This window comes from Klebsiella sp. BIGb0149, assembly GCF_004362605.1.
GTDB lineage: Bacteria > Pseudomonadota > Gammaproteobacteria > Enterobacterales > Enterobacteriaceae > Klebsiella > Klebsiella terrigena.
In genome coordinates, this window is record NZ_SNYG01000007.1 from 247,966 (window position 1) to 266,521 (window position 18,556).

General features: G+C 58.1%; 16 protein-coding genes. 10 read left to right on the forward strand and 6 right to left on the reverse strand.

Annotation, left to right across the window (positions count from 1 at the left end):
• The first annotated feature begins 140 nt into the window (after nt 1-140).
• Together gss and EDF75_RS22475 are read left to right on the forward strand one after the other, a co-directional pair.
• Nucleotides 141-2,012 carry a bifunctional glutathionylspermidine amidase/synthase gene (gene gss, locus EDF75_RS22470; RefSeq protein WP_133600924.1) on the forward strand — a complete coding sequence of 624 codons (1,872 nt, stop codon included), beginning with the start codon at nt 141-143 and terminating at the stop codon, nt 2,010-2,012.
• A 131-nt stretch (nt 2,013-2,143) separates the two neighbouring features.
• A complete protein-coding gene (locus EDF75_RS22475) occupies nt 2,144-3,325 on the forward strand; it encodes an aminotransferase-like domain-containing protein (RefSeq protein ID WP_133600925.1) in 1,182 nt (393 codons plus the stop codon).
• A gap of 293 nt (nt 3,326-3,618) precedes the next feature.
• Here EDF75_RS22475 and EDF75_RS22480 read toward each other — a convergent pair whose 3' ends face one another.
• The 3 genes from EDF75_RS22480 to EDF75_RS22490 all read right to left on the reverse strand — a co-directional run bounded on the left by EDF75_RS22480 (nt 3,619) and on the right by EDF75_RS22490 (nt 7,057).
• Nucleotides 3,619-3,807 carry a hypothetical protein gene (locus EDF75_RS22480; protein ID WP_045856893.1) on the reverse strand — a complete coding sequence of 63 codons (189 nt, stop codon included), beginning with the start codon at nt 3,805-3,807 and terminating at the stop codon, nt 3,619-3,621.
• A gap of 328 nt (nt 3,808-4,135) precedes the next feature.
• The gene (locus EDF75_RS22485) at nt 4,136-5,518 is read right to left on the reverse strand and encodes an aspartate aminotransferase family protein (RefSeq protein ID WP_041147248.1); all 1,383 of its coding nucleotides are present in this window, start codon (nt 5,516-5,518) and stop codon (nt 4,136-4,138) included.
• Nucleotides 5,519-5,566: 48 nt separating this feature from the next.
• Entirely contained in the window at nt 5,567-7,057 is a 1,491-nt protein-coding gene (locus tag EDF75_RS22490; protein WP_133600926.1) for an aldehyde dehydrogenase, read from the reverse strand.
• Between the two features lie 529 nt (nt 7,058-7,586).
• Here EDF75_RS22490 and EDF75_RS22495 point away from each other — a divergent pair.
• From EDF75_RS22495 to argE, 5 genes are all read left to right on the forward strand, one after another.
• On the forward strand, nt 7,587-8,516 hold the full coding sequence (locus tag EDF75_RS22495; protein ID WP_133600927.1) for a LysR family transcriptional regulator: 930 nt from the start codon (nt 7,587-7,589) through the stop codon (nt 8,514-8,516).
• A gap of 344 nt (nt 8,517-8,860) precedes the next feature.
• Entirely contained in the window at nt 8,861-10,126 is a 1,266-nt protein-coding gene (locus EDF75_RS22500; protein ID WP_133600928.1) for a flavin-containing monooxygenase, read from the forward strand.
• Between the two features lie 28 nt (nt 10,127-10,154).
• Nucleotides 10,155-10,577, forward strand: coding sequence for a RidA family protein (locus EDF75_RS22505; protein WP_041147244.1), 423 nt, complete (start codon nt 10,155-10,157; stop codon nt 10,575-10,577).
• A 9-nt stretch (nt 10,578-10,586) separates the two neighbouring features.
• Nucleotides 10,587-11,261: a DUF1028 domain-containing protein gene (locus EDF75_RS22510; protein WP_133600929.1), complete on the forward strand. Its 675-nt coding sequence runs from the start codon at nt 10,587-10,589 to the stop codon at nt 11,259-11,261.
• Nucleotides 11,254-12,405: an acetylornithine deacetylase gene (argE, locus tag EDF75_RS22515; protein WP_133600930.1), complete on the forward strand. Its 1,152-nt coding sequence runs from the start codon at nt 11,254-11,256 to the stop codon at nt 12,403-12,405. Before EDF75_RS22510 ends, argE begins: the two co-directional genes overlap by 8 nt.
• Before the next feature lie 250 nt (nt 12,406-12,655).
• Here argE and EDF75_RS22520 read toward each other — a convergent pair whose 3' ends face one another.
• Nucleotides 12,656-14,059 carry a purine-cytosine permease family protein gene (locus EDF75_RS22520; RefSeq protein WP_133600931.1) on the reverse strand — a complete coding sequence of 468 codons (1,404 nt, stop codon included), beginning with the start codon at nt 14,057-14,059 and terminating at the stop codon, nt 12,656-12,658.
• Between the two features lie 737 nt (nt 14,060-14,796).
• Nucleotides 14,797-15,399, reverse strand: a complete 603-nt coding sequence (locus EDF75_RS22525) for a short chain dehydrogenase (RefSeq protein ID WP_041147240.1) — start codon at nt 15,397-15,399, stop codon at nt 14,797-14,799.
• 99 nt (nt 15,400-15,498) lie between these two features.
• Between EDF75_RS22525 and EDF75_RS22530 the strand changes: the two genes are divergently transcribed.
• The 3 genes from EDF75_RS22530 to EDF75_RS22540 all read left to right on the forward strand — a co-directional run bounded on the left by EDF75_RS22530 (nt 15,499) and on the right by EDF75_RS22540 (nt 17,349).
• Nucleotides 15,499-16,389, forward strand: coding sequence for a LysR family transcriptional regulator (locus EDF75_RS22530; protein WP_133600932.1), 891 nt, complete (start codon nt 15,499-15,501; stop codon nt 16,387-16,389).
• A 67-nt stretch (nt 16,390-16,456) separates the two neighbouring features.
• On the forward strand, nt 16,457-16,906 hold the full coding sequence (gene lysM, locus EDF75_RS22535; RefSeq protein WP_041147238.1) for a peptidoglycan-binding protein LysM: 450 nt from the start codon (nt 16,457-16,459) through the stop codon (nt 16,904-16,906).
• Between the two features lie 47 nt (nt 16,907-16,953).
• Nucleotides 16,954-17,349, forward strand: a complete 396-nt coding sequence (locus tag EDF75_RS22540; protein ID WP_133600933.1) for a YidB family protein — start codon at nt 16,954-16,956, stop codon at nt 17,347-17,349.
• A gap of 60 nt (nt 17,350-17,409) precedes the next feature.
• Here the strand turns inward: EDF75_RS22540 and EDF75_RS22545 are convergent, their stop codons facing one another.
• On the reverse strand, nt 17,410-18,555 hold the full coding sequence (locus EDF75_RS22545; RefSeq protein WP_133600934.1) for a trans-sulfuration enzyme family protein: 1,146 nt from the start codon (nt 18,553-18,555) through the stop codon (nt 17,410-17,412).
• Nucleotide 18,556 lies beyond the last annotated feature (1 nt).

Genomic DNA, 18,556 nt, shown 5'->3' on the forward strand with positions numbered 1-18,556 from the left:
TTTTCCGTAAGGGCACAATTCGCAAACCGAATGAGTGGTATCATTATTCCACCTCTGTCTGGTAAGTGCCTGCGGCAGGATAAGAAGAGGGAGTTTTGTTCCGCCAACTGCCCGGGCTGCATTAATTTGAGGTCAGGCTAATGAGCAAAGGATCGACAAGCAGTGATGCCCCTTTTGGTACATTGTTAGGCTACGCGCCGGGCGGCGTGGCAATTTATTCATCGAACTACAGCAGCTTAAATCCGCAAGACTATCCGGATGACGCCACGTTCCGCAGCTATATCAATAATGAGTATATGGGGCACAAATGGCAGTGCGTTGAGTTCGCGCGCCGCTTCCTGTTTCTCACCTACGGTTTTGTCTTCACCGACGTCGGCATGGCGTATGAAATCTTCTCCCTGCGCTTTCTGCGCGAAGTGGTTAACGACAATATTCTGCCGCTGCAGGCTTTTGCCAACGGCTCGCGCCGTCCGCCGATGGCCGGCTCCCTGCTGATCTGGCAGAAGGGCGGCGAGTTCAAGCATACCGGCCACGTGGCGGTGATTACGCAACTGGTGGGCAATAAGGTCAGGATCGCCGAGCAAAACGTTATCCACACGCCGCTGCCGCAGGGCCAGCAGTGGACCCGTGAATTAACCCTCGAGGTGCAGAACGGCATCTACACCCTCAAAGATACCTTTACGGACACTCAGATCCTCGGCTGGATGATCCAGACCGCCGATACCGAGCACAGCCTGGCGCAGCCGGTGCTGCCGGGCGAAGCGATGGCCATTCGCGGCGCCCGGCTGCCGAACAACGGGCAGTTTCGCGGCAAGTGGCTAAACGAGAAAGATACGCTGCAGAAAGCCTACGTTGACGCCAACGGCCACTTTATTAACGCCGACCCTTACCAGTATTTCACCATTACCGAAAGCGCCGAGCAGGAGCTGATCAAAGCAACCAACGAGCTGCATTTGATGTACCTGCACGCCACCGATAAGGTGATGAAAGACGACAGCCTGCTGGCGCTGTTCGATATCCCCAAAATTCTCTGGCCGCGTCTGCGCCTCTCATGGCAGCGACGTCGCCACCATATGATTACCGGCCGCATGGATTTCTGCATGGACGAGCGCGGGCTGAAGGTCTATGAGTACAACGCCGACTCCGCCTCCTGCCATACCGAAGGTGGGCTGATCCTCGAACAGTGGCTGAAGCAGGGCTACTACGGCAGCGGGCATAACCCGGCGGAAGATCTGCTGGATGAGCTGGCGGGCGCGTGGAAGCACAGCCGGGCGCGGCCTTTTGTGCACATCATGCAGGATAAGGATCTGGAGGAGAACTACCACGCGCTGTTTATCCAACGTTCGCTCACCCAGGCCGGATTCGAGAGCAAAATCCTCTTTGGCCTCGATGAGCTGCGCTGGGATGCCGCCGGGCAGCTGATCGACGGTGACGGGCGGCTGGTTAACTGCGTCTGGAAAACCTGGGCATGGGAAACCGCCATCGAGCAGGTGCGCGAGGTCAGCGCCGACGAGTACGCCGCGGTGCCGATCCGCACCGGCCATCCGCAAAACGAGGTGCGGCTGATTGATGTCCTGCTGCGCCCCGAGGTGCTGGTATTCGAACCGCTGTGGACGGTGATCCCCGGCAACAAGGCGATTCTGCCGGTGCTGTGGTCGCTGTTCCCGAACCATCGCTATCTGCTGGACACCGATTTTGTCGTCAACGACGATCTGGCGAAAACCGGCTACGCGATTAAGCCCATCTCCGGGCGCTGCGGCAACAATATCGATCTGATAAGTCCCGACGACGAGGTGCTGGATAAGACCAGCGGGCAGTTTGTCGATCGCAAAAATATTTACCAGCAGCTGTGGTGCCTGCCGAAAGTGGATGGTAAATACATCCAGGTATGCACCTTTACCGTTGGCGGTAACTATGGCGGCACCTGTCTGCGCGGCGATGATTCGCTGGTGGTCAAAAAAGAGAGCGATATTGAACCGCTAATTGTGCTGAAAGACAACGATAGACGATAGTTCCGCCGGCGCCGAATCGCAGGGGCCGCAAAATCCCCGGTAAGCGTAGCGCTGCCGGGGATTTTGGGTAAAAATTGGTACTAAATAGTTAACAAACCACAACAACAAGACAGACAAAAAAGGAAAATAATATGCACGATCGGCGACTCGCCGCCCGCGCGGGTGAACTCAAGCCCTCCGCCGTCCGCGAACTTCTCAAGCACAGTAAACTCCCCGGCGTTATCTCTCTGGGTGGTGGGATCCCGGCTCCGGAGCTGTTTGATACCGAAGGTCTGAATCTGGCGGTGCAGCAGGCGATGGGCGGGCGTTTCAACGATGCGTTCCAGTACGGATTGACCGAAGGCTATCCGCCGCTGCGTCAGGCCGTCAGCGAACTGTGTCGGGCGCGCGGCGTTGCCTGTCCGGCAAGCCATGTCTATATCACCTCCGGTTCGCAGCAGTCTTTGGATATCGTCGCGCGTACGCTGCTCGATCCGGGCGATGCGATCGTCGTCGAGCGCCCAACCTATCTGGCCGCGCTGCAGGTGTTCCAGCTGGCTCAGGCGAATATCCTCAGCGTCGATACCGATGACGACGGCATGCTGGTGGAACAGCTGGCGGACCTGCTGGAGACGACGAAGGTCAAGGCCGTGTACCTGGTGCCCACCTTCGGCAACCCGGGCGGAAAAACCCTCAGCGCCGATCGCCGCCGTCGGGTGGTTGAGCTGGCGAAGCAGCATGATTTCGTGATTATCGAAGACGATCCCTACGGCGAAATCAGCTTTACCGACGAAGTCCGCCGCCCGCTGTATCAGTACGCGCAGGAGCTCGGCTGTGAAGACCAGGTGGTCTACACCTCGACGTTCTCCAAGATCCTCGCCCCGGGCATGCGCATCGGCTGGATTGTGATGCCGGACTGGCTGGCGCAGCAGACGGTGATCGTCAAGCAGGCGGCGGATCTCCACACCAACATGCTGTCGCAGGTGATCACCGCGGAATACCTGGCGATGAACCGCCTGGAGAACCAGATAGCCCTGATCCGCGAAGACTATCGCAAGAAGTGCGTCGCCCTGGCCGATGCCCTGGAGAGCCAGCTTGGCGAGCATCTGGAGTTCAGCCGACCCAAAGGCGGTATGTTCCTGTGGGCCCGCTTCCGCTATCCGTTCGATACCATGCAATGGATGAAAAAGACCCTCGAAAACGGCGTAGTCTACGTGCCGGGCGAAGCGTTCTATAACGACAATCCGGATACCCGCACGCTGCGCCTCTCCTACTCAACGGTGTCGGAAGCGGGTCTGCTGACCGCCGTCGAACGCCTGGCGAAATCGCTGTAATTACCGCGCTTTCACTCCGCGTCGCGAGACGGCGCGGAGCCTTCACGCTTTCCACACAACGGCGAGTGACGGATCGTTGAAGCTGAGGGTATCGGGTGCTGCAGGAACAGCCCGTAGCGCTTCACGATGAGCGCACACGGGCATGTAAAATAAGAGAGGGGGGAGCTGCGCACCGGAGGTTAATCCTGCTCGCTGATGCGATCGTCAAGCCAGATCAGCATTAATGAAGAGAGAAAAGCAACTGCCGCTGTGCCAATAAATAGCAACATAAGAAATACCTCAGAGGTTTTTAATTATTTTTCTAATTTTACCGGTGAGTGGGTGTTTTTGTCGGAGATGGTGATTTTGGTGGCGTGCTGGGATGTCGCGAGGGTGAAAAAATCATCGGCATCAATATCAAAGTTAAGAACTATTTCCTTATATTTCCCGCAGTTAATTAATTCTTTTGCTTCTTTCATACTACCGGCTGTAATAGTAGGCATCGTTTTATCTCGTTTGAAAAACTGACAAGCAAAATAAGAGCTTGTGCGTATCAGATCAACTACTTTTTATGGTAATAGCAGCCATCGCCAACGGTTATGCGGTCGAGTTTACTGATTTTTTGAAATATAATTTCTTTTTTTCTTTTAGTGTAGCGTAAAATTTTGCCGATCCCGCATCGTGCTGCGCAGATCATCGGCGTGGAGAGAATTATGACGAATTTGTTACATCGTCGGCGGCGCGAGAACGCCCGCGGGAGTGCGGGCGTTGGGTTTATCAGGCCGGCAGGCCTTCGACGAGGGGAATCATCGCTTCGGCAACGGGCAGGGTTTACAGCAGGCCAGCTTCCTTCGCCGTACGGTCGATAGCGCGTTTGGTCTTCTCGACCAGCTCGTCCAGCTCGCTACGTCCGGCGATCAGCGCCGGCGCCATGATCATCCGCCCCAGCGTCGAGCGAATAATGACCCCCTCTTCAAAACCGATGGTGCGGCAGCGCCAGGCCAGCTCGTTCTCATTGGCGAAGCGGCGGCGGGTGCTTTTATCTTCCGCGAACTGCAGGGCCGCGACGAGGCCCGTACCCTGAACTTCGCCGATCAGCGGGTGATTGTCGAACACCTCCCGCAGCGTTTTCTGCAGATACGGGCCGGTGTTATCGCGTACGTTGGTGACGTGGTTTTCGTCGCGCAGCGCCTTCAGGTTGGCAATCGCCACGGCGGCGGCAACGGGATGGCCGGAGTAGGTCAGACCGTGGGCGAAGACGCCGCCTTTCTCAACCAGCACTTCCGCCATGCGCTTGCTCAGCACCAGGCCGCCCATCGGCACGTACCCGGAGGTCAGACCTTTGGCGATGGACAGCGTATCCGGCTCGAAGCCGAAGTACTGATGCGCGAACCACTCGCCGGTGCGGCCAAAGCCGCCAATGACCTCATCGGCGCACAGCAGGACGTCGTACTTCCGGCAAATGCGCTGGATCTCAGGCCAGTAGCTTTCCGGCGGGAAAATCATCCCGCCCGCGCCCTGGAACGGCTCGGCGATAAAACCGGCCACGTTTTCCGCGCCCAGCTCGAGTATTTTCTCCTCGAGCTGACCGGCGCAGCGCAGGCCAAACTCGTGCGGCGTCAGGCTGCCGCCGTGCATGTACCAGTAGGGCTCGTCGATATGGGCCACGTCGGGGATCATGCCGCCCATGGTGTGCATCGCCTTCATCCCGCCCAGCGCGGTGGCGGCGAGGGTTGAGCCGTGATAGCCGTTCCAGCGGCCAATCATCACCTTCTTCTGCGGCTTGTCGAGGATCTGCCAGTAGCGGCGAACGGTGCGGATCAGCACTTCGTTCGATTCAGACCCCGAGTTGGTGTAAATCGCGTGGCTGTAGTGCGGCGGCAGCAGGCTGAACAGCAGCTCGGAGAGCTCGATCACCGTTGGGTGGGTGGTGTGGAAGAACATATTGTAATAGGGCAGCTTAGCGAACTGCGCCGCCGCCGCATCCGCCAGATCCTGGCGGCTGTAGCCGAGCTGGGTGCACCACAGGCCGGACATGCCGTCGAGGTACTTGTTGCCGTCGTTATCCCAAAGGTACAGACCCTCCCCGCGAACCATCACGCGAGGCCCCTCGGCGTTCAGCGCCTTCTGGTCGAGAAAGGCGTGGATATGGTGTGCGGCATCGGCGCTCTGGTAGTCCGGGGTGCTGCGTTGCGGGTTATTCGGGGTAGTCATCTTCTCTCTCCTGTAAACGGAATCTAAAAATGCGAAAGCTGCCGGGTGCTAGCGAAACTGGAACCAGGTCGTCTTGAGGCTGGTGAATTTGTCAAAGGCGTGCAGCGACAGGTCGCGGCCAAAGCCAGACTGCTTATTGCCGCCAAACGGCACGCTGACGTCCAGCGCGTCGACGGTATTCACCGAGACGGTCCCGGCGTTAAGCATTCCGGCAACGCGATGGGCGCGATGGAGATCGTCGGTCCACACCGAGGCGGCGAGGGCGTAGATGTGCTGATTGGCGAGGGTGACGGCCTGCTGCTCGTCGTCAAAAGGCATAACGGCAAGCACCGGGCCGAAAATCTCCTCCTGCCACAGGGAGGAGGCGGTATCCGCGGCTTCAATCAGCGTCGGTTCCACGTAGTTGGCGACGCCGTCGATCTCAATCTCGCGACCGCCAATGAGGACGCGGGCGCCGGCACGCTCGGCGGCGCGAATGGCGCTCATCACCTTTTGCGCATGCGCCGCGCTGACCATGGCGCCCATTTTGGCTGCAGGCTCGAAGGGATGAGACGGCGCCCACGCCTGCATTTTTTCCTGCAGCTTAGCGATAAATTCGGCGTAAATCGTCCGCTCGACCAGCAGGCGAGAGTTAGCCGAGCAGACCTCGCCCTGGTTGAAGCAGATGCCGAAAGCCGCTTTTTCAGCGGCCAGATCGAGATCCTGGCAGTCGGCGAAGACGATATTGGCGCTTTTGCCGCCGCACTCCAGCCAGACCTGCTTGAGGTTGGACTGCGCGGAGTAGGCCATAAAGGCTTTGCCGACGGCGGTTGAGCCGGTGAAGGTGATGGTATCGACGTCGTTATGCAGGCCTAAGGCGCTGCCGGCTTCGGTCCCCAGGCCGGTGACGACGTTCAGCACGCCCGCCGGGAGGCCCGCCTCAAGCGCCAGCTCCGCCAGACGCAGCGCTGAAAACGGCGAGTTCTCCGACGGCTTGAGGATCACGCTATTGCCGGCCGCCAGCGCCGGGCCGAGCTTCCACGAGGCAAGGTCGAGCGGGAAGTTCCACGGCACGATGGCCGCCACGACGCCAATGGCTTCGCGGGTGATGGTGGCGAGAGAGCCTTTCCTGGCGGGGGCCACCTCGTCGTAAATTTTATCCACGCTTTCGGCATACCACGAGAAAACGTGCGCCGCGCCGGGGACGTCGACGTTTAGCGCATCGTTGACCGGTTTGCCCATGCTGACGCTCTCCAGCAGCGCCAGCTCTTCGCGATGTTCGAGGATCAGCCCCGACAGCCGCAGCAGAACGGCCTTGCGCTCCTGCGCGGAGAGCCCTGACCAGATGCCTGAGTCAAAGGCCTTACGGGAGGACCGGACGGCGACAGCAATATCCTCTGCCTGAAGCGCCGTGACCTCGGCGAGCAGCGCGTTGGAGGCGGGGTTGATAACCGGGAAAACGCGGCGGCTTTGGGCGACGTAGGGCTGGCCATCGACGATGGCATGGCTGATAAAGCGTTGCTCCCGCAGCCTGCTGTGCCAAAAGTTTCTGTCGGTCATAAGCCTCTCCGTTATCGTGTTGCGTAATTGTTATTTATTTGTTGCCGTTAATTCATGATGCCGGAGGGGGGAGAAGTGAGAAAGGACTAAAAATCTAGGTAACCTCCATAAAAAACTTTGTTAGCCTGGCAGGGAGCCGCCGATGCGCGGATCCTGGCGATGACGCTTTGTGTGATGTGGCTCAAAAGAATTCACCATTAGTGATTTTAATGTCATGTAATTAAATCGTTTTTATTTTTAGTTCCGGTTTTTGACGGTCGATGGTTATGCTATTCGTAACCATATTTAATGTTCTTAGATTGGTCTGTAAGGAACTAAAAAAATATATCCGGCCTTTTTTAGCCGCCGCCCTAAAGCCGCCGCCTGTGACGGCGCCGTCGTTTTCTTTACGCCTCCATGTTAATTTTCTGTAAAAACCTGACCGATGTCGGATTGTTGATCTTTATTTGTCGGCGGGGTTGCGCCCGAGGGGGAGCATCGTTTAATCCTATTCAGATCATCTCTTTGCCAACAAAAAATAAGGTATCGCATGCCCCATTTCACCCTGAAACAGCTCAAATACTTTGTTGCCGTTGTCGAAGCGGAGAGCATTGCCGAAGCCTCCCGGCAGCTCCATATCGCGCAGCCCTCTATCTCCATCGCGGTGAAAACCCTGGAAGATATGTTTGAGCAGCAGTTTTTTATTCGCCACCATGCGCAGGGGGTCTCCATGACCTCCAGCGGGCAGCGCTTCTATGAGAAAGCGAAGGAACTGCTCCGGCTCTCGTACCAGTTCGAGCAAAACTCGAGGGCGGATAATGAGCTGGTGTCGGGGATTGTTTCTATCGGCTGTTTCGAGACCGCGGCGCCGCTCTACCTGCCGTCGCTGATCGCCGGGTTTAAGACCATTTATCCGGATATCACCATTAAAATTTACGATGGCGAGCAGCATGAAATTGCCCACGGCCTGCACCGCGGTCGCTTTGACCTGGCGTTTATGTACGATCTCGAGCTGGATGTCTCGATTCAGACCGAGAGCCTGAACGCGCCGCAAAAGCCCTACGCGCTGCTGCCGGCAAATCACCCGCTGGCGCAGCGGGCGTCGGTCAAGCTGTCGGAACTGAGCCACCTGCCGATGGTGCTGCTGGACGTTGTCCCCAGCCGTAACTATTTCATCAGTATTTTCAAAGACAAAGGCTACAATCCTCAGGTGGCCTACAGTTCGCCGTCGATTGAGATGGTGCGCTGCATGGTCGGCCAGGGGCTGGGCTTTTCGGTTCTGGTGACCCGCCCGGTTTCTGATATCACCTACGATGGGCAGCAGGTGCGCTGCGTCGAGATTCAGGATGAGATGGCCAATTCGACGCTGGTGATGGCCCATCTGCGCAGCAGCGAGCCCACTAACCCCGCCAAGCTGTTTATGGAATATTGCCGCAACGCGGTGCTCAGCCCGCCGGAGCAGGTGGCGCGGGTGGCCTGACCGGAGTTTTATTCAGCTCAGAGACCCGCGCCCGTGCGGGTCTTTTTATATTTGGCGGCATATTTTCTGAATATAAAAAAACGATACTCTGCATATATTTTTTATATCCTCGCAGGCTGCCTCCCGCCGCATCGATAAATAAGCGCTAAGCACAAAATTATCCGGCGAATAATTTACGCTAAAATCTGGTTTATCTTGTAGATTCAAGGCGCTGCATTCTGCATCACTATTTTATTCTCAGGTTCTAAATTTATAATAATTTACCTGTTTGTTACTGTTTATTAACCTCGGTCCTGCGCAGTGGTTTATTCCTGGCGATTGAACTCCATTCGAAGGACACATTTATGACCGTAGAAAAAACACAAATTGATACGCTGATTGTTGGCGGGGGTCAGGCCGGTATTGCCATGAGTGAGCATCTGACCCTGCAGGGGATCTCGCATCTGGTTATCGAGAAAAACCGCATCGCTGAGGCCTGGCGTACCGGGCGTTGGGATTCGCTGGTGGCGAACGGCCCGGCGTGGCACGACCGCTTCCCGGGAATGGAGTTTAAAGGCGGCCAGCCGGATAGCTTTATTCCCAAGGACGATGTGGCGCAGTACTTTGAAGATTACGTCAGGAAATTCTCCCTGCCGGTGCGTACCGGCGTGGAGGTAAAAAGCGCGGTTCGCAACAGCGGACGTCCCGGATTTACCGTTGAAACCACGGATGGGGTGATCGAAGCGCAGCGCATCGTTGCCGCGACCGGGCCGTTCCAGAAGCCGGTCATTCCGCCGATCGCGCCGAAAGAGGGCGACATTCATCAGATCCATTCCGCCAAATACTACAACCCTGAGCAGCTGCCCGCCGGCGCGGTGCTGGTGGTTGGCGCCGGCTCTTCCGGCGTGCAGATTGCCGATGAGCTCCAGCGCGCGGGCCGCGAGGTCTATCTCTCCGTCGGCGCCCACGACCGGCCGCCGCGCGCCTACCGCAACCGGGATTTCTGCTGGTGGCTGGGGGTGCTGGGCCTGTGGGATGCCCCCGCCAGCGAGCCGGGGAAAGAGCACGTCACCATCGCGGTGAGCGGCGCCCACGGCGGGCGGACGGTGGATTTTCGCGAGCTGGCGCAGCGCGGCATCACCCTGGTCGGGCTGACGAAGGCGTTTGAATCCGGCGTCGCCACCTTCCAGCCGGACCTGGGCGACAACATCCGCCGCGGCGATGAAAACTACCTCTCGCTGCTGGACGCCGCTGACGCCTACGTTGCGGCCAACGGCCTCGATTTGCCGCCGGAGCCCGCGGCGCGCGAATTCTTAGCCGACCCGGCGTGCATGACGTCGCCGATCCTCTCTCTGGACCTGGCGCAGGCCGGCGTGACGAGCATCATCTGGGCGACCGGCTACGCCGTGGACTACGGCTGGCTCAACGTTAACGCCTTTAACGCGCAGAATCGCCCTCAGCACCAGCGCGGCGTCTCCAGCGAACCGGGGGTCTATTTCCTCGGCCTGCCGTGGCTGTCGCGCCGGGGGTCGACCTTTATCTGGGGCGTTTGGCACGACGCGAAGCACATCGCCGACCATATCGCGACCCAGCGGAAATACAGCCAGTACCGGGATGCCGGTCAGCGCTGAACTGTAGCTCTTAATCAGGATAAAAATGATGCCGACACATACCCGTATTCGCATGTTTAACACCAAAGAGACCTATCCCAATCAGACCCTGGACAACGATTTGTGCCAGGCCGTACGCGCCGGTAACACCGTCTACGTCCGCGGCCAGGTGGGCACGGATTTTGAAGGCAATCTGGTGGGGCTGGGCGATCCGCAGGCTCAGGCCGAGCAGGCGATGAAAAACGTCAAGCAGCTGCTGGAAGAGGCCGGAAGCGACCTTTCGCATATTGTGAAAACCACCACCTATATTATCGACCCGCGCTATCGCGAGCCGGTCTATCAGGAAGTCGGCAAGTGGCTGAAGGGCGTGTTTCCCATCTCTACCGGGCTGGTTATCTCAGGCCTGGCGCAGCCGCAGTGGCTGATGGAAATTGACGTGATCGCCGTAATCCCCGATGGCTATGTGAAATAAGGAGCCGCCATGACGTTTTCTATCGCGGCATTCTGCCCGGAAACCGGGCAGTTTGGCATCGCCATAAGCTCCTCCAGTATTGCCGTCGGCGCCCGCTGCCCGTGGCTGCTGGCGGGAGTCGGCGCGGTATCCAGCCAGAACATTACCCTGCCTGCCCTCGGTCAGCTAACGCTCTCCCAGCTGGAGCAGGGGCTGGTGCCGGAAAAGGCGTTGCGTAAGGCGCTGGCGGAGGATGATTTCAGCCGCTATCGGCAGATTATCGCCATCAACGCCAGCGGGGAAACGGCCTCGTTTAGCGGCGATAAAACTCTCGGCATCTATCACGTTGCCGAAGGGGTAAACTGTATCGCCGGCGGCAATATGCTCGCCAGCAGCGCGGTGGTTGAGGCGATGGTTGCCGAATTCCAGCAGGCCGAAGGGGAGATGGCGACGCGCCTGCTGGCCGCTCTCCAGGCGGGGCTGGCCCTCGGCGGCGAGGCCGGGCCGGTGCACTCTGCGGCGGTAAAAGTCGTGGATGATTACTCCTGGCCGCTGGTTGACCTGCGGGTTGACTGGCACGAACAGGATCCGATTGGCGAGCTTACCGCGCTGTGGCTGGCGTATGAGCCGCAGATGCAGGCCTATATTACGCGCGCGCTCGACCCGCGGGAGGCCCCCAGTTACGGAGTACCGGGTGATGAATAGCGACCTGAAACGGATCCTCGCGACGCTGCTGGCATTCGACACCACCAGCCGCGAATCGAATCTGCAGCTGATTAACTATATCGATGAGTATCTCCGCGGCTATGGCATTACCACGCGGCTTTTCTTTGATGAGGGAGGCAAAAAAGCCAACCTCTACGCCCGCTTTGGCCCGCAGGGGCCGGGGGGCGTGATGCTCTCGGGCCATACCGACGTGGTCCCGGTTGACGGGCAGCGCTGGACGGTGCCTCCGTTTGAACTCACCCTGCGCGACGACCTCTGCTACGGCCGCGGCAGCACCGATATGAAAGGCTTTATCGCCTGCGTGCTGGCCGCCGTTCCCGACTTCCTCTCCCAACCTTTACGCATGCCGCTGCATCTGGCCTTTTCCTACGATGAGGAGGTCGGCTGCCTTGGCGTACGCAGCCTGGTGGACCATCTTAAAGCCTCAAAGGACAAGCCGGCGCTGTGCATTATCGGCGAGCCCACGGAGATGCGTCCGGTCTACGGCCATAAGGGCAAGCTGGCTATGCGCTGTACGGTGCAGGGCAAGGCCTGCCATTCGGCCTACGCGCCCCGCGGCGTCAACGCCATCGAGTATGCGGCAAAGCTGATTAGCCGTTTAGGAACGCTCGGCGAAACGCTGGCGCAAACCCGGGATAGCCGCTTTGACCCGCCTTACAGCACGCTGCAGGTTGGGGTGATTCACGGCGGGGCGGCGCTCAATATCGTGCCGGAAAGCTGCCAGTTTGATTTTGAAATTCGCCATCTGCCGGACGTCTCGCTCGAGCCGACCCTCGCCGAGCTGCACGGCTACGCCGCAGGCGAGCTGCTGACGTCGATGCGGGCGGTGGCGCCGCAGGCGGATATTACCTTTAGCCCGCTCAGCCGCTATCCGGGGTTGCTCAGCGACCCGCAGTCGGAATTTGCCGGCTGGCTGGCGCAGTGGGCGCAAAGCGAGGCGTTTTCCACCGTTGCCTTCGGTACCGAGGGCGGTCTGTTCGATGAAGCGGGCGTAGCCACGCTTATCTGCGGGCCCGGAAGTATGGATCAAGGGCATAAGGCGGATGAGTTTATTGCCCTCACTCAGCTGGAGAAGTGCCTGACGATGCTGGGTAATCTGCGCCGCTGGATGGCGCTGGCTTAACGTTTACGCGCCGGTATTAAGGCGCGTTTTTTTGTCTCTCCCCCGACCTGCTCCTTTCCCACCTTCCTCCTGTTCCTGCTCTGCCCCGTACCCTGCTTCGTCGCCGTCCAGAGATAAAAAAACTCCGGATGGTTAATCCGGAGTCAGCAATGCGTACTGATATTCCCGCCATCCCTCAAGCCGCATGGCCGGAGCCTTCGCCTGCCGCCTGCCTGAAGCTCGACTTATTTAGGGGAAATAAAGCGAAGCGCTAAACTTTCTCTTTCACCAGGGCGATACTCTTCACCGCCTTGGCTTTAGAGAGGGAGTAATAGACCGGCGAGACCACCAGCAGACCAATAATCCATGATAAATCAGCCCCGCCAAATGCGGTTGCAATCGGGCCGGTATAAATCGCCGTCGACATAAACGGCACCTCAACTAATATCCCCAATAAATAGCAGAAGATGGCGGTAGCATTAAAGTAGCCATATATTCCACCGTCGCGCTTAAAGAAGGATTCGACATCGTATTCGCCGTGCGCAACCAGGTAATAATCCACCAGGTTAATTGCCGTCCACGGCACCAGGACATACAGCAGGACGGTAATAAAGTTGGTATAGATTAACAGGAAGTTTTCCTGGCCGTAGATCGCCAGCGCTATTTCAAGGAGCATGGTGAGGATAGCGGTAATTATCCTTGCGCGGGCCATCGGCGACCAGCCGTCAATAAAGGTCTGGCCCAGGGTCAGCGTACAGAGCACCCCGCAGTACAGCATCATCGAGTTTGTGGCGGCAATCCCCAGCGCCAGCACCACGATAACCACCGCGCCGAAGCCGCCGGTGAGGTCAATAATGCCTTGAATAATATCATCATTGCCAATACTGGTTGCCACCAGCACGCCGAGAACCATCGGCAGATAAGAGCCTAAGATGCAGCCAAAGTAGCTGGCGTAAAAGACGCTTTTGTCGTTGGTGCTGTAAGGCATATAGCGCGAGTAGTCAGAGACATAGGGCGCGTAGGCCAGCTGCCACAGCGCGGCAATCGAGACCGCGCCGAGGAACCCGACCTTGTTGAAACCGCCGCGATCGAGAAAATCGACCGGCAGCCCGTGGACAAAGACGATCCACAGAAAGGTTGCGGCCAGCACAATCCCGGATATCCACGACATAATTCTGGCGTAGGAGTGGATGATCTTATAGCCAAAAATAGTGGCAAACAGACTCAGGGCGCCGACGATAATAATCCCCACGTCGGAGTTCATCGGCTTATAGATGGCGTGCATGGACTGCCCGCCTAATACCAGGCTGGAGGCGGTAAAGCCGATATACATTAATACGACAATGGACACCACCAGCACCGAACCATAGGAGCCAAACTGGCCCTTGGTTTGCACCATTTGTGGTACGCCGAGCTTTGGACCCTGTGCGGAATGCAGGGCCATAAACAGACCGCCGACCAGACTACCGATAAACAGCGCAACGACAGACCAGAAAAAAGAGAGATGGAAAATAGTGACCGACATCGCTCCGGTGATAACGGTTAATAGCATGATGTTAGAGCCAAACCAGATGGTAAACAGATCGCCCGGTTTGCCGTGTCGCATATTAAGAGGGATAGGTCTGATGGTATTGCTTTCGAGATTTTCAACGTTGACAGGTTGATGTTTAGTCATGGTGCTCTCTCATCACTGTGGGTCTATACCGTGAATGATTCGGGCAACAGCAGGCCGCTAGCTGAGCGAACGCAGCCAACAACGAAGTCGCCTGAAGCATCATGGGTATAAATCAGCGTTAGATTGATATTCCAATGAGGAGTACAGCTAATCTACTCATCATAACATTTCGTTTACTATTCTCACAATCTCGTATCATTTTTGAAATTATTAAAAATGTCGAACGTCGATATAAAAAAAGTGCTTTACCCGGGACCCGGGGCCTGATTGTGGTTAACGGTCGGCCATCTCCCGCTTATTTTTAGACGTTTATGCTGCTCCCCAGCTTGTTTTATATTTAACAATCTGGGCGGCTAATTTAAGTCAGATAATTCTGCGAGCCGGCGGATGCGGCGTGGAATGATTGAGGGTCGGCAATAAAAGCAAAGGCATATTTATTGTAGGGAATATGGCAGCCGCTTTAATTCGCCAGATAATGACGATAATTCCGAAAGATATTTAATATAATCTGAGGTAAATCATAGGATTGCCTGTTACTGCCGGCAGCGGTTGCCTGCGGCGCGGAAATTAAATATGCGAAGTTGTTCACATTAAAATTCATTTATTCATAGTGTGCGATGGATCAATATTTAAAACACGCGGCGCCGGCGCTGAGCGGATTAACGGCGAAGAAATAGCCTCTGCAGAGATAAATAATAACCCGCCAGCGTGGCGGGTTATTAGCGACGGGCGAATTATCAGTAGCCGACGGTGTATATCCGACCGCTCTGGACTCCCTCCACGCTGCGGCGGTACGCCTGGGCCACCGTCGCGGCCGGGACGCTGATAAAGCCCGGGAAGAACCCGTCATAGGCGGCGGCTGATTCGGTCAGCACCGTGGGGCTGATCAGGTTGATGCGGATCCCGCGCGGCAGCTCGCAGGCCGCGGCGCGGACGAAGCCCTCCAGGCCGGCGTTAACCGTCGTGGCATTAACGCCCTGGGCGATCGGCTCATGCGCCACGATGCCGCTGATAAGGGTGATGGAACCGCCGTCGTTCAAATAGTGCTGGCCGGTGAGCGCCAGGCGGATTTGCCCCAGCAGCTTGTCCTGAAGACCCTGGTTGAAATTGTCGTCGGTCATGGTGGCCAGCGGGCCAAAGAACAGGCTTCCGCTCGCCGAGACAATCGCATCAACCCGGCCAATTTTCTCAAACAGCGCCTGGACGCTTTGCTGAGAGGTGATATCAACCTGATGGTCGCCCTGAGACCGACCGACGCGAATGACTTCATGCTGACGACTGAGCTCTGCGGTGACCGCGCGGCCTACGGTACCGCTGGCACCTATAACGACGATTTTCATGGCTGACTCCTGATAAGTTGTGAGCCTCTATTCTTTAATGAAATGGATATCGGATAAACTGGCAAAAAGTTAGATGATTACTAACCTGAGGTTCGCAATATGGATAAGCTGCGCGGAATGGAAACGTTTATCGCCGTGGTGGAGTACGGCAGTTTTACCGAGGCGGCATCGCACCTGGAGATGTCGGCGGTGATGGTGGGCAAATATATTGCCCTCATCGAACGCCGGCTGGCGACGCGCCTGCTTGAGCGCAACACCCGCCGCCAGAGCCTCACCGACGCCGGGCGGGTCTACTATGAAGAGGCGAAACGCGTTCTGGAGCAGGTCTCAATTGCCGAAAGCTCGGTGGAGCGACTGCGGCTGGCGCCCGCAGGGACGCTGCGCATCAGCGCGCCGACCTCATTTGGCGCCTGCGTCATGGCGCCGCTGACGGCCACCTTCTTACAGCAGTGGCCGGACGTGCGCGTGGAGCTCGATCTGACCAACCGGCTGGTCGATCTGGTGGATGAAGGGTTCGATCTGGCTGTCCGCATTGGCGACATTCACCAAACCGACCTGGTGGCGAAATATCTCTGCGCCTACCGGATGGTGATTTGCGCCGCCCCTGCCTATCTCAGCCGCCACGGCACGCCGCTCACGCCGGCCGACCTTGCCGGCCATCTCTGCCTCTCCCATACGGTGTGGACCGCGCGCAACGAGTGGAAGCTACCGGGCGTCACGCAAGAGGTGCGCTGGCGGCGCGATGCGATCCTCCGCTGCAACGACGGCTACGGCCTGCGGATGGCGGCCATCGCCGGATCCGGCCTGCTGCTGCAGCCGGAAGTGCTGCTGGGGGAGGATCTTGCCAGCGGAAAACTGGTCCGCGTGCTTGAGACCTATACCCCCGAACCGCGCCCGGTGCATCTGCTCTGGCGTCAGGATCTTCGTCCGTTGCCGAAGCTGACCCGGTTTGTCGAGCACGCGCTGACCGAGGTCGGGCGCCATTTATGAACTATTATTATCTGGTCTGGTCTGATGAACGTTCTTCATAGATCACTTCTGCTAAAAGGAGATTGGTATGAGTTTATTGAGTTTTGTGAAAGAAGCGGGCGAGAAAATCTGGGATGCCGTTTCGGGCGGGGACAAAGAGAGCCAGGCCGATAAGCTGAAAAAGCATATCGATGGGCTTAATCTCCCCGGCGCGGATAAGGTCAGCATCACCGTGGCTGAAGACGGCACCGCGACGGTCACCGGCGACGTCGGATCGCAGGAAGATAAAGAGAAAATTATGGTGGCGGTGGGTAACGTCACCGGCATTGCCCAGGTCAGCGACAACGTGAGCGTCACGCAGAGCGGCGCCGAGAGCCGCTACTACACCGTGAAATCCGGCGACACGCTGAGCGCTATTTCTAAAACCGTGTACGGATCGGCGAATGACTATCAGCGGATCTTTGAAGCCAACAAGCCGATGTTAAAGCATCCCGACAAGATCTATCCGGGACAGGTGCTGATTATCCCGAATAAGTAAGGCGGGAAAATCGGCGTTATGCACGCTCTATTGTTACGGAGTCGGTAATGGGACTACTTGATCAAATTGGCGGTATGCTCGGCGGCCAGGCCGGTAAAGCGGAGCAGCTGCAGGCAATCATGGCCTGGATCCAGCAGCAGGGAGGCGTTCAGGGGATCCTCGAAAAATTCCGCAGCGGCGGCCTGGGTGAGATCGTTGAATCCTGGATCGGCCAGCAGGGCAATATTCCGGTTTCCAGTGACCAGGTCACCTCGGTGTTCGGATCGTCCGCGCTGCAGGAACTCGGGGCGAGGCTCGGGATCGACCCGCAGACCGCCTCGTCGCTTATCTCCGAGTATCTGCCGAAAATTGTCGATGGCTTATCTCCGCAGGGCGAAGCGCCTGCGCAGCAGGATCTGCTGTCTGAAGGCATGAACCTGCTTAAAGGCAAGCTGTTTAGCTAAGTGCGATGGCGCGCGGCCGGAATGCCAAAAGTCAAACCCGCCGACAGGCGGGTTTTTTGTTTATGCCCGCAGCGCCTGCTGCCAGTCGGCAATCAGATCCTGCGCGTCCTCAATGCCAACGGAGAGGCGAATGAGCTGGGGTGTAATGCCGTTTGCCAGCCGCTGCTCCAGAGGAATGGAAGCATGGGTCATGCTAAACGGCTGGCTGACCAGGCTCTCCACGCCGCCGAGGCTCTCCGCCAGCGTAAACAGGCGCAGCCTGCCGATAACCTGCTCTGCGTAGCCGTCGTCGCCTTTCACCACCAGCGAAATCATCCCGCCAGGCAGCGCCATCTGCCTGCGCGCCAGCTGATGATGCGGGTGCGACGCCAGCCACGGGAACCACACCTTTTCCACCTGCGGCTGCTGTTCCAGCCATTCGGCGAGCGCCAGCGCGTTGCTGCTGTGACGCTCCATGCGCAGCGCGAGGGTGCGGATGCCGCGCAGCGTCAAAAAGCTGCTGAAGGGGTCGAGCACGCCGCCCACCGCGTTTTGCAGATACCCGAGCCGGTCCGCCAGCTCGGGGTTGTCGCCGACCACCGCGAGGCCAGCTACCACGTCGGAATGGCCGTTGAGATATTTTGTCGCCGAGTGCACGACGATATCAAACCCCAGTTCGAGAGGACGATGAATGGCCGGCGAGGCGAAGGTGTTATCGGTGACGCTGATCAGATTGTGCCGCCGGGCGATCGCCGCGATGGCGCCGAGGTCCGCCAGCTTGAGCAGCGGGTTGGTCGGCGTTTCAACCCAAATCATTCGCGTATCCGGCCGGATGGCCGCCTCAATCGCCGCCAGGTCGTCGGGTTTGACCCAGCTGACCCGCAGGCCGGCGCTGCGGCGGCGGACGTTTTCGATCAGCCGCCAGGTGCCGCCGTACACGTCGTCGACGGCCACCAGGTGGCTGTCTTTATCCAGCAGCTCAAGCACCGTGGAAATCGCCGCCAGCCCGGAAGCAAAGGCGTAGCCGCGGGAGCCGCTCTCCAGTTCGGCAATGGCCGTTTCCAGCGCGTGGCGAGTAGGGTTGCCGCTGCGCGAGTACTCATAGCCGGTATGCTGCCCGGGGGCCGGCTGTGCGAAGGTGGAGGTGGCATAAATGGGCGGCATGACGGCGCCGTGCGCATCATTAAAGGTGCCGCCGTGGACGCTCAATGTATTTAAGTTTTTCATG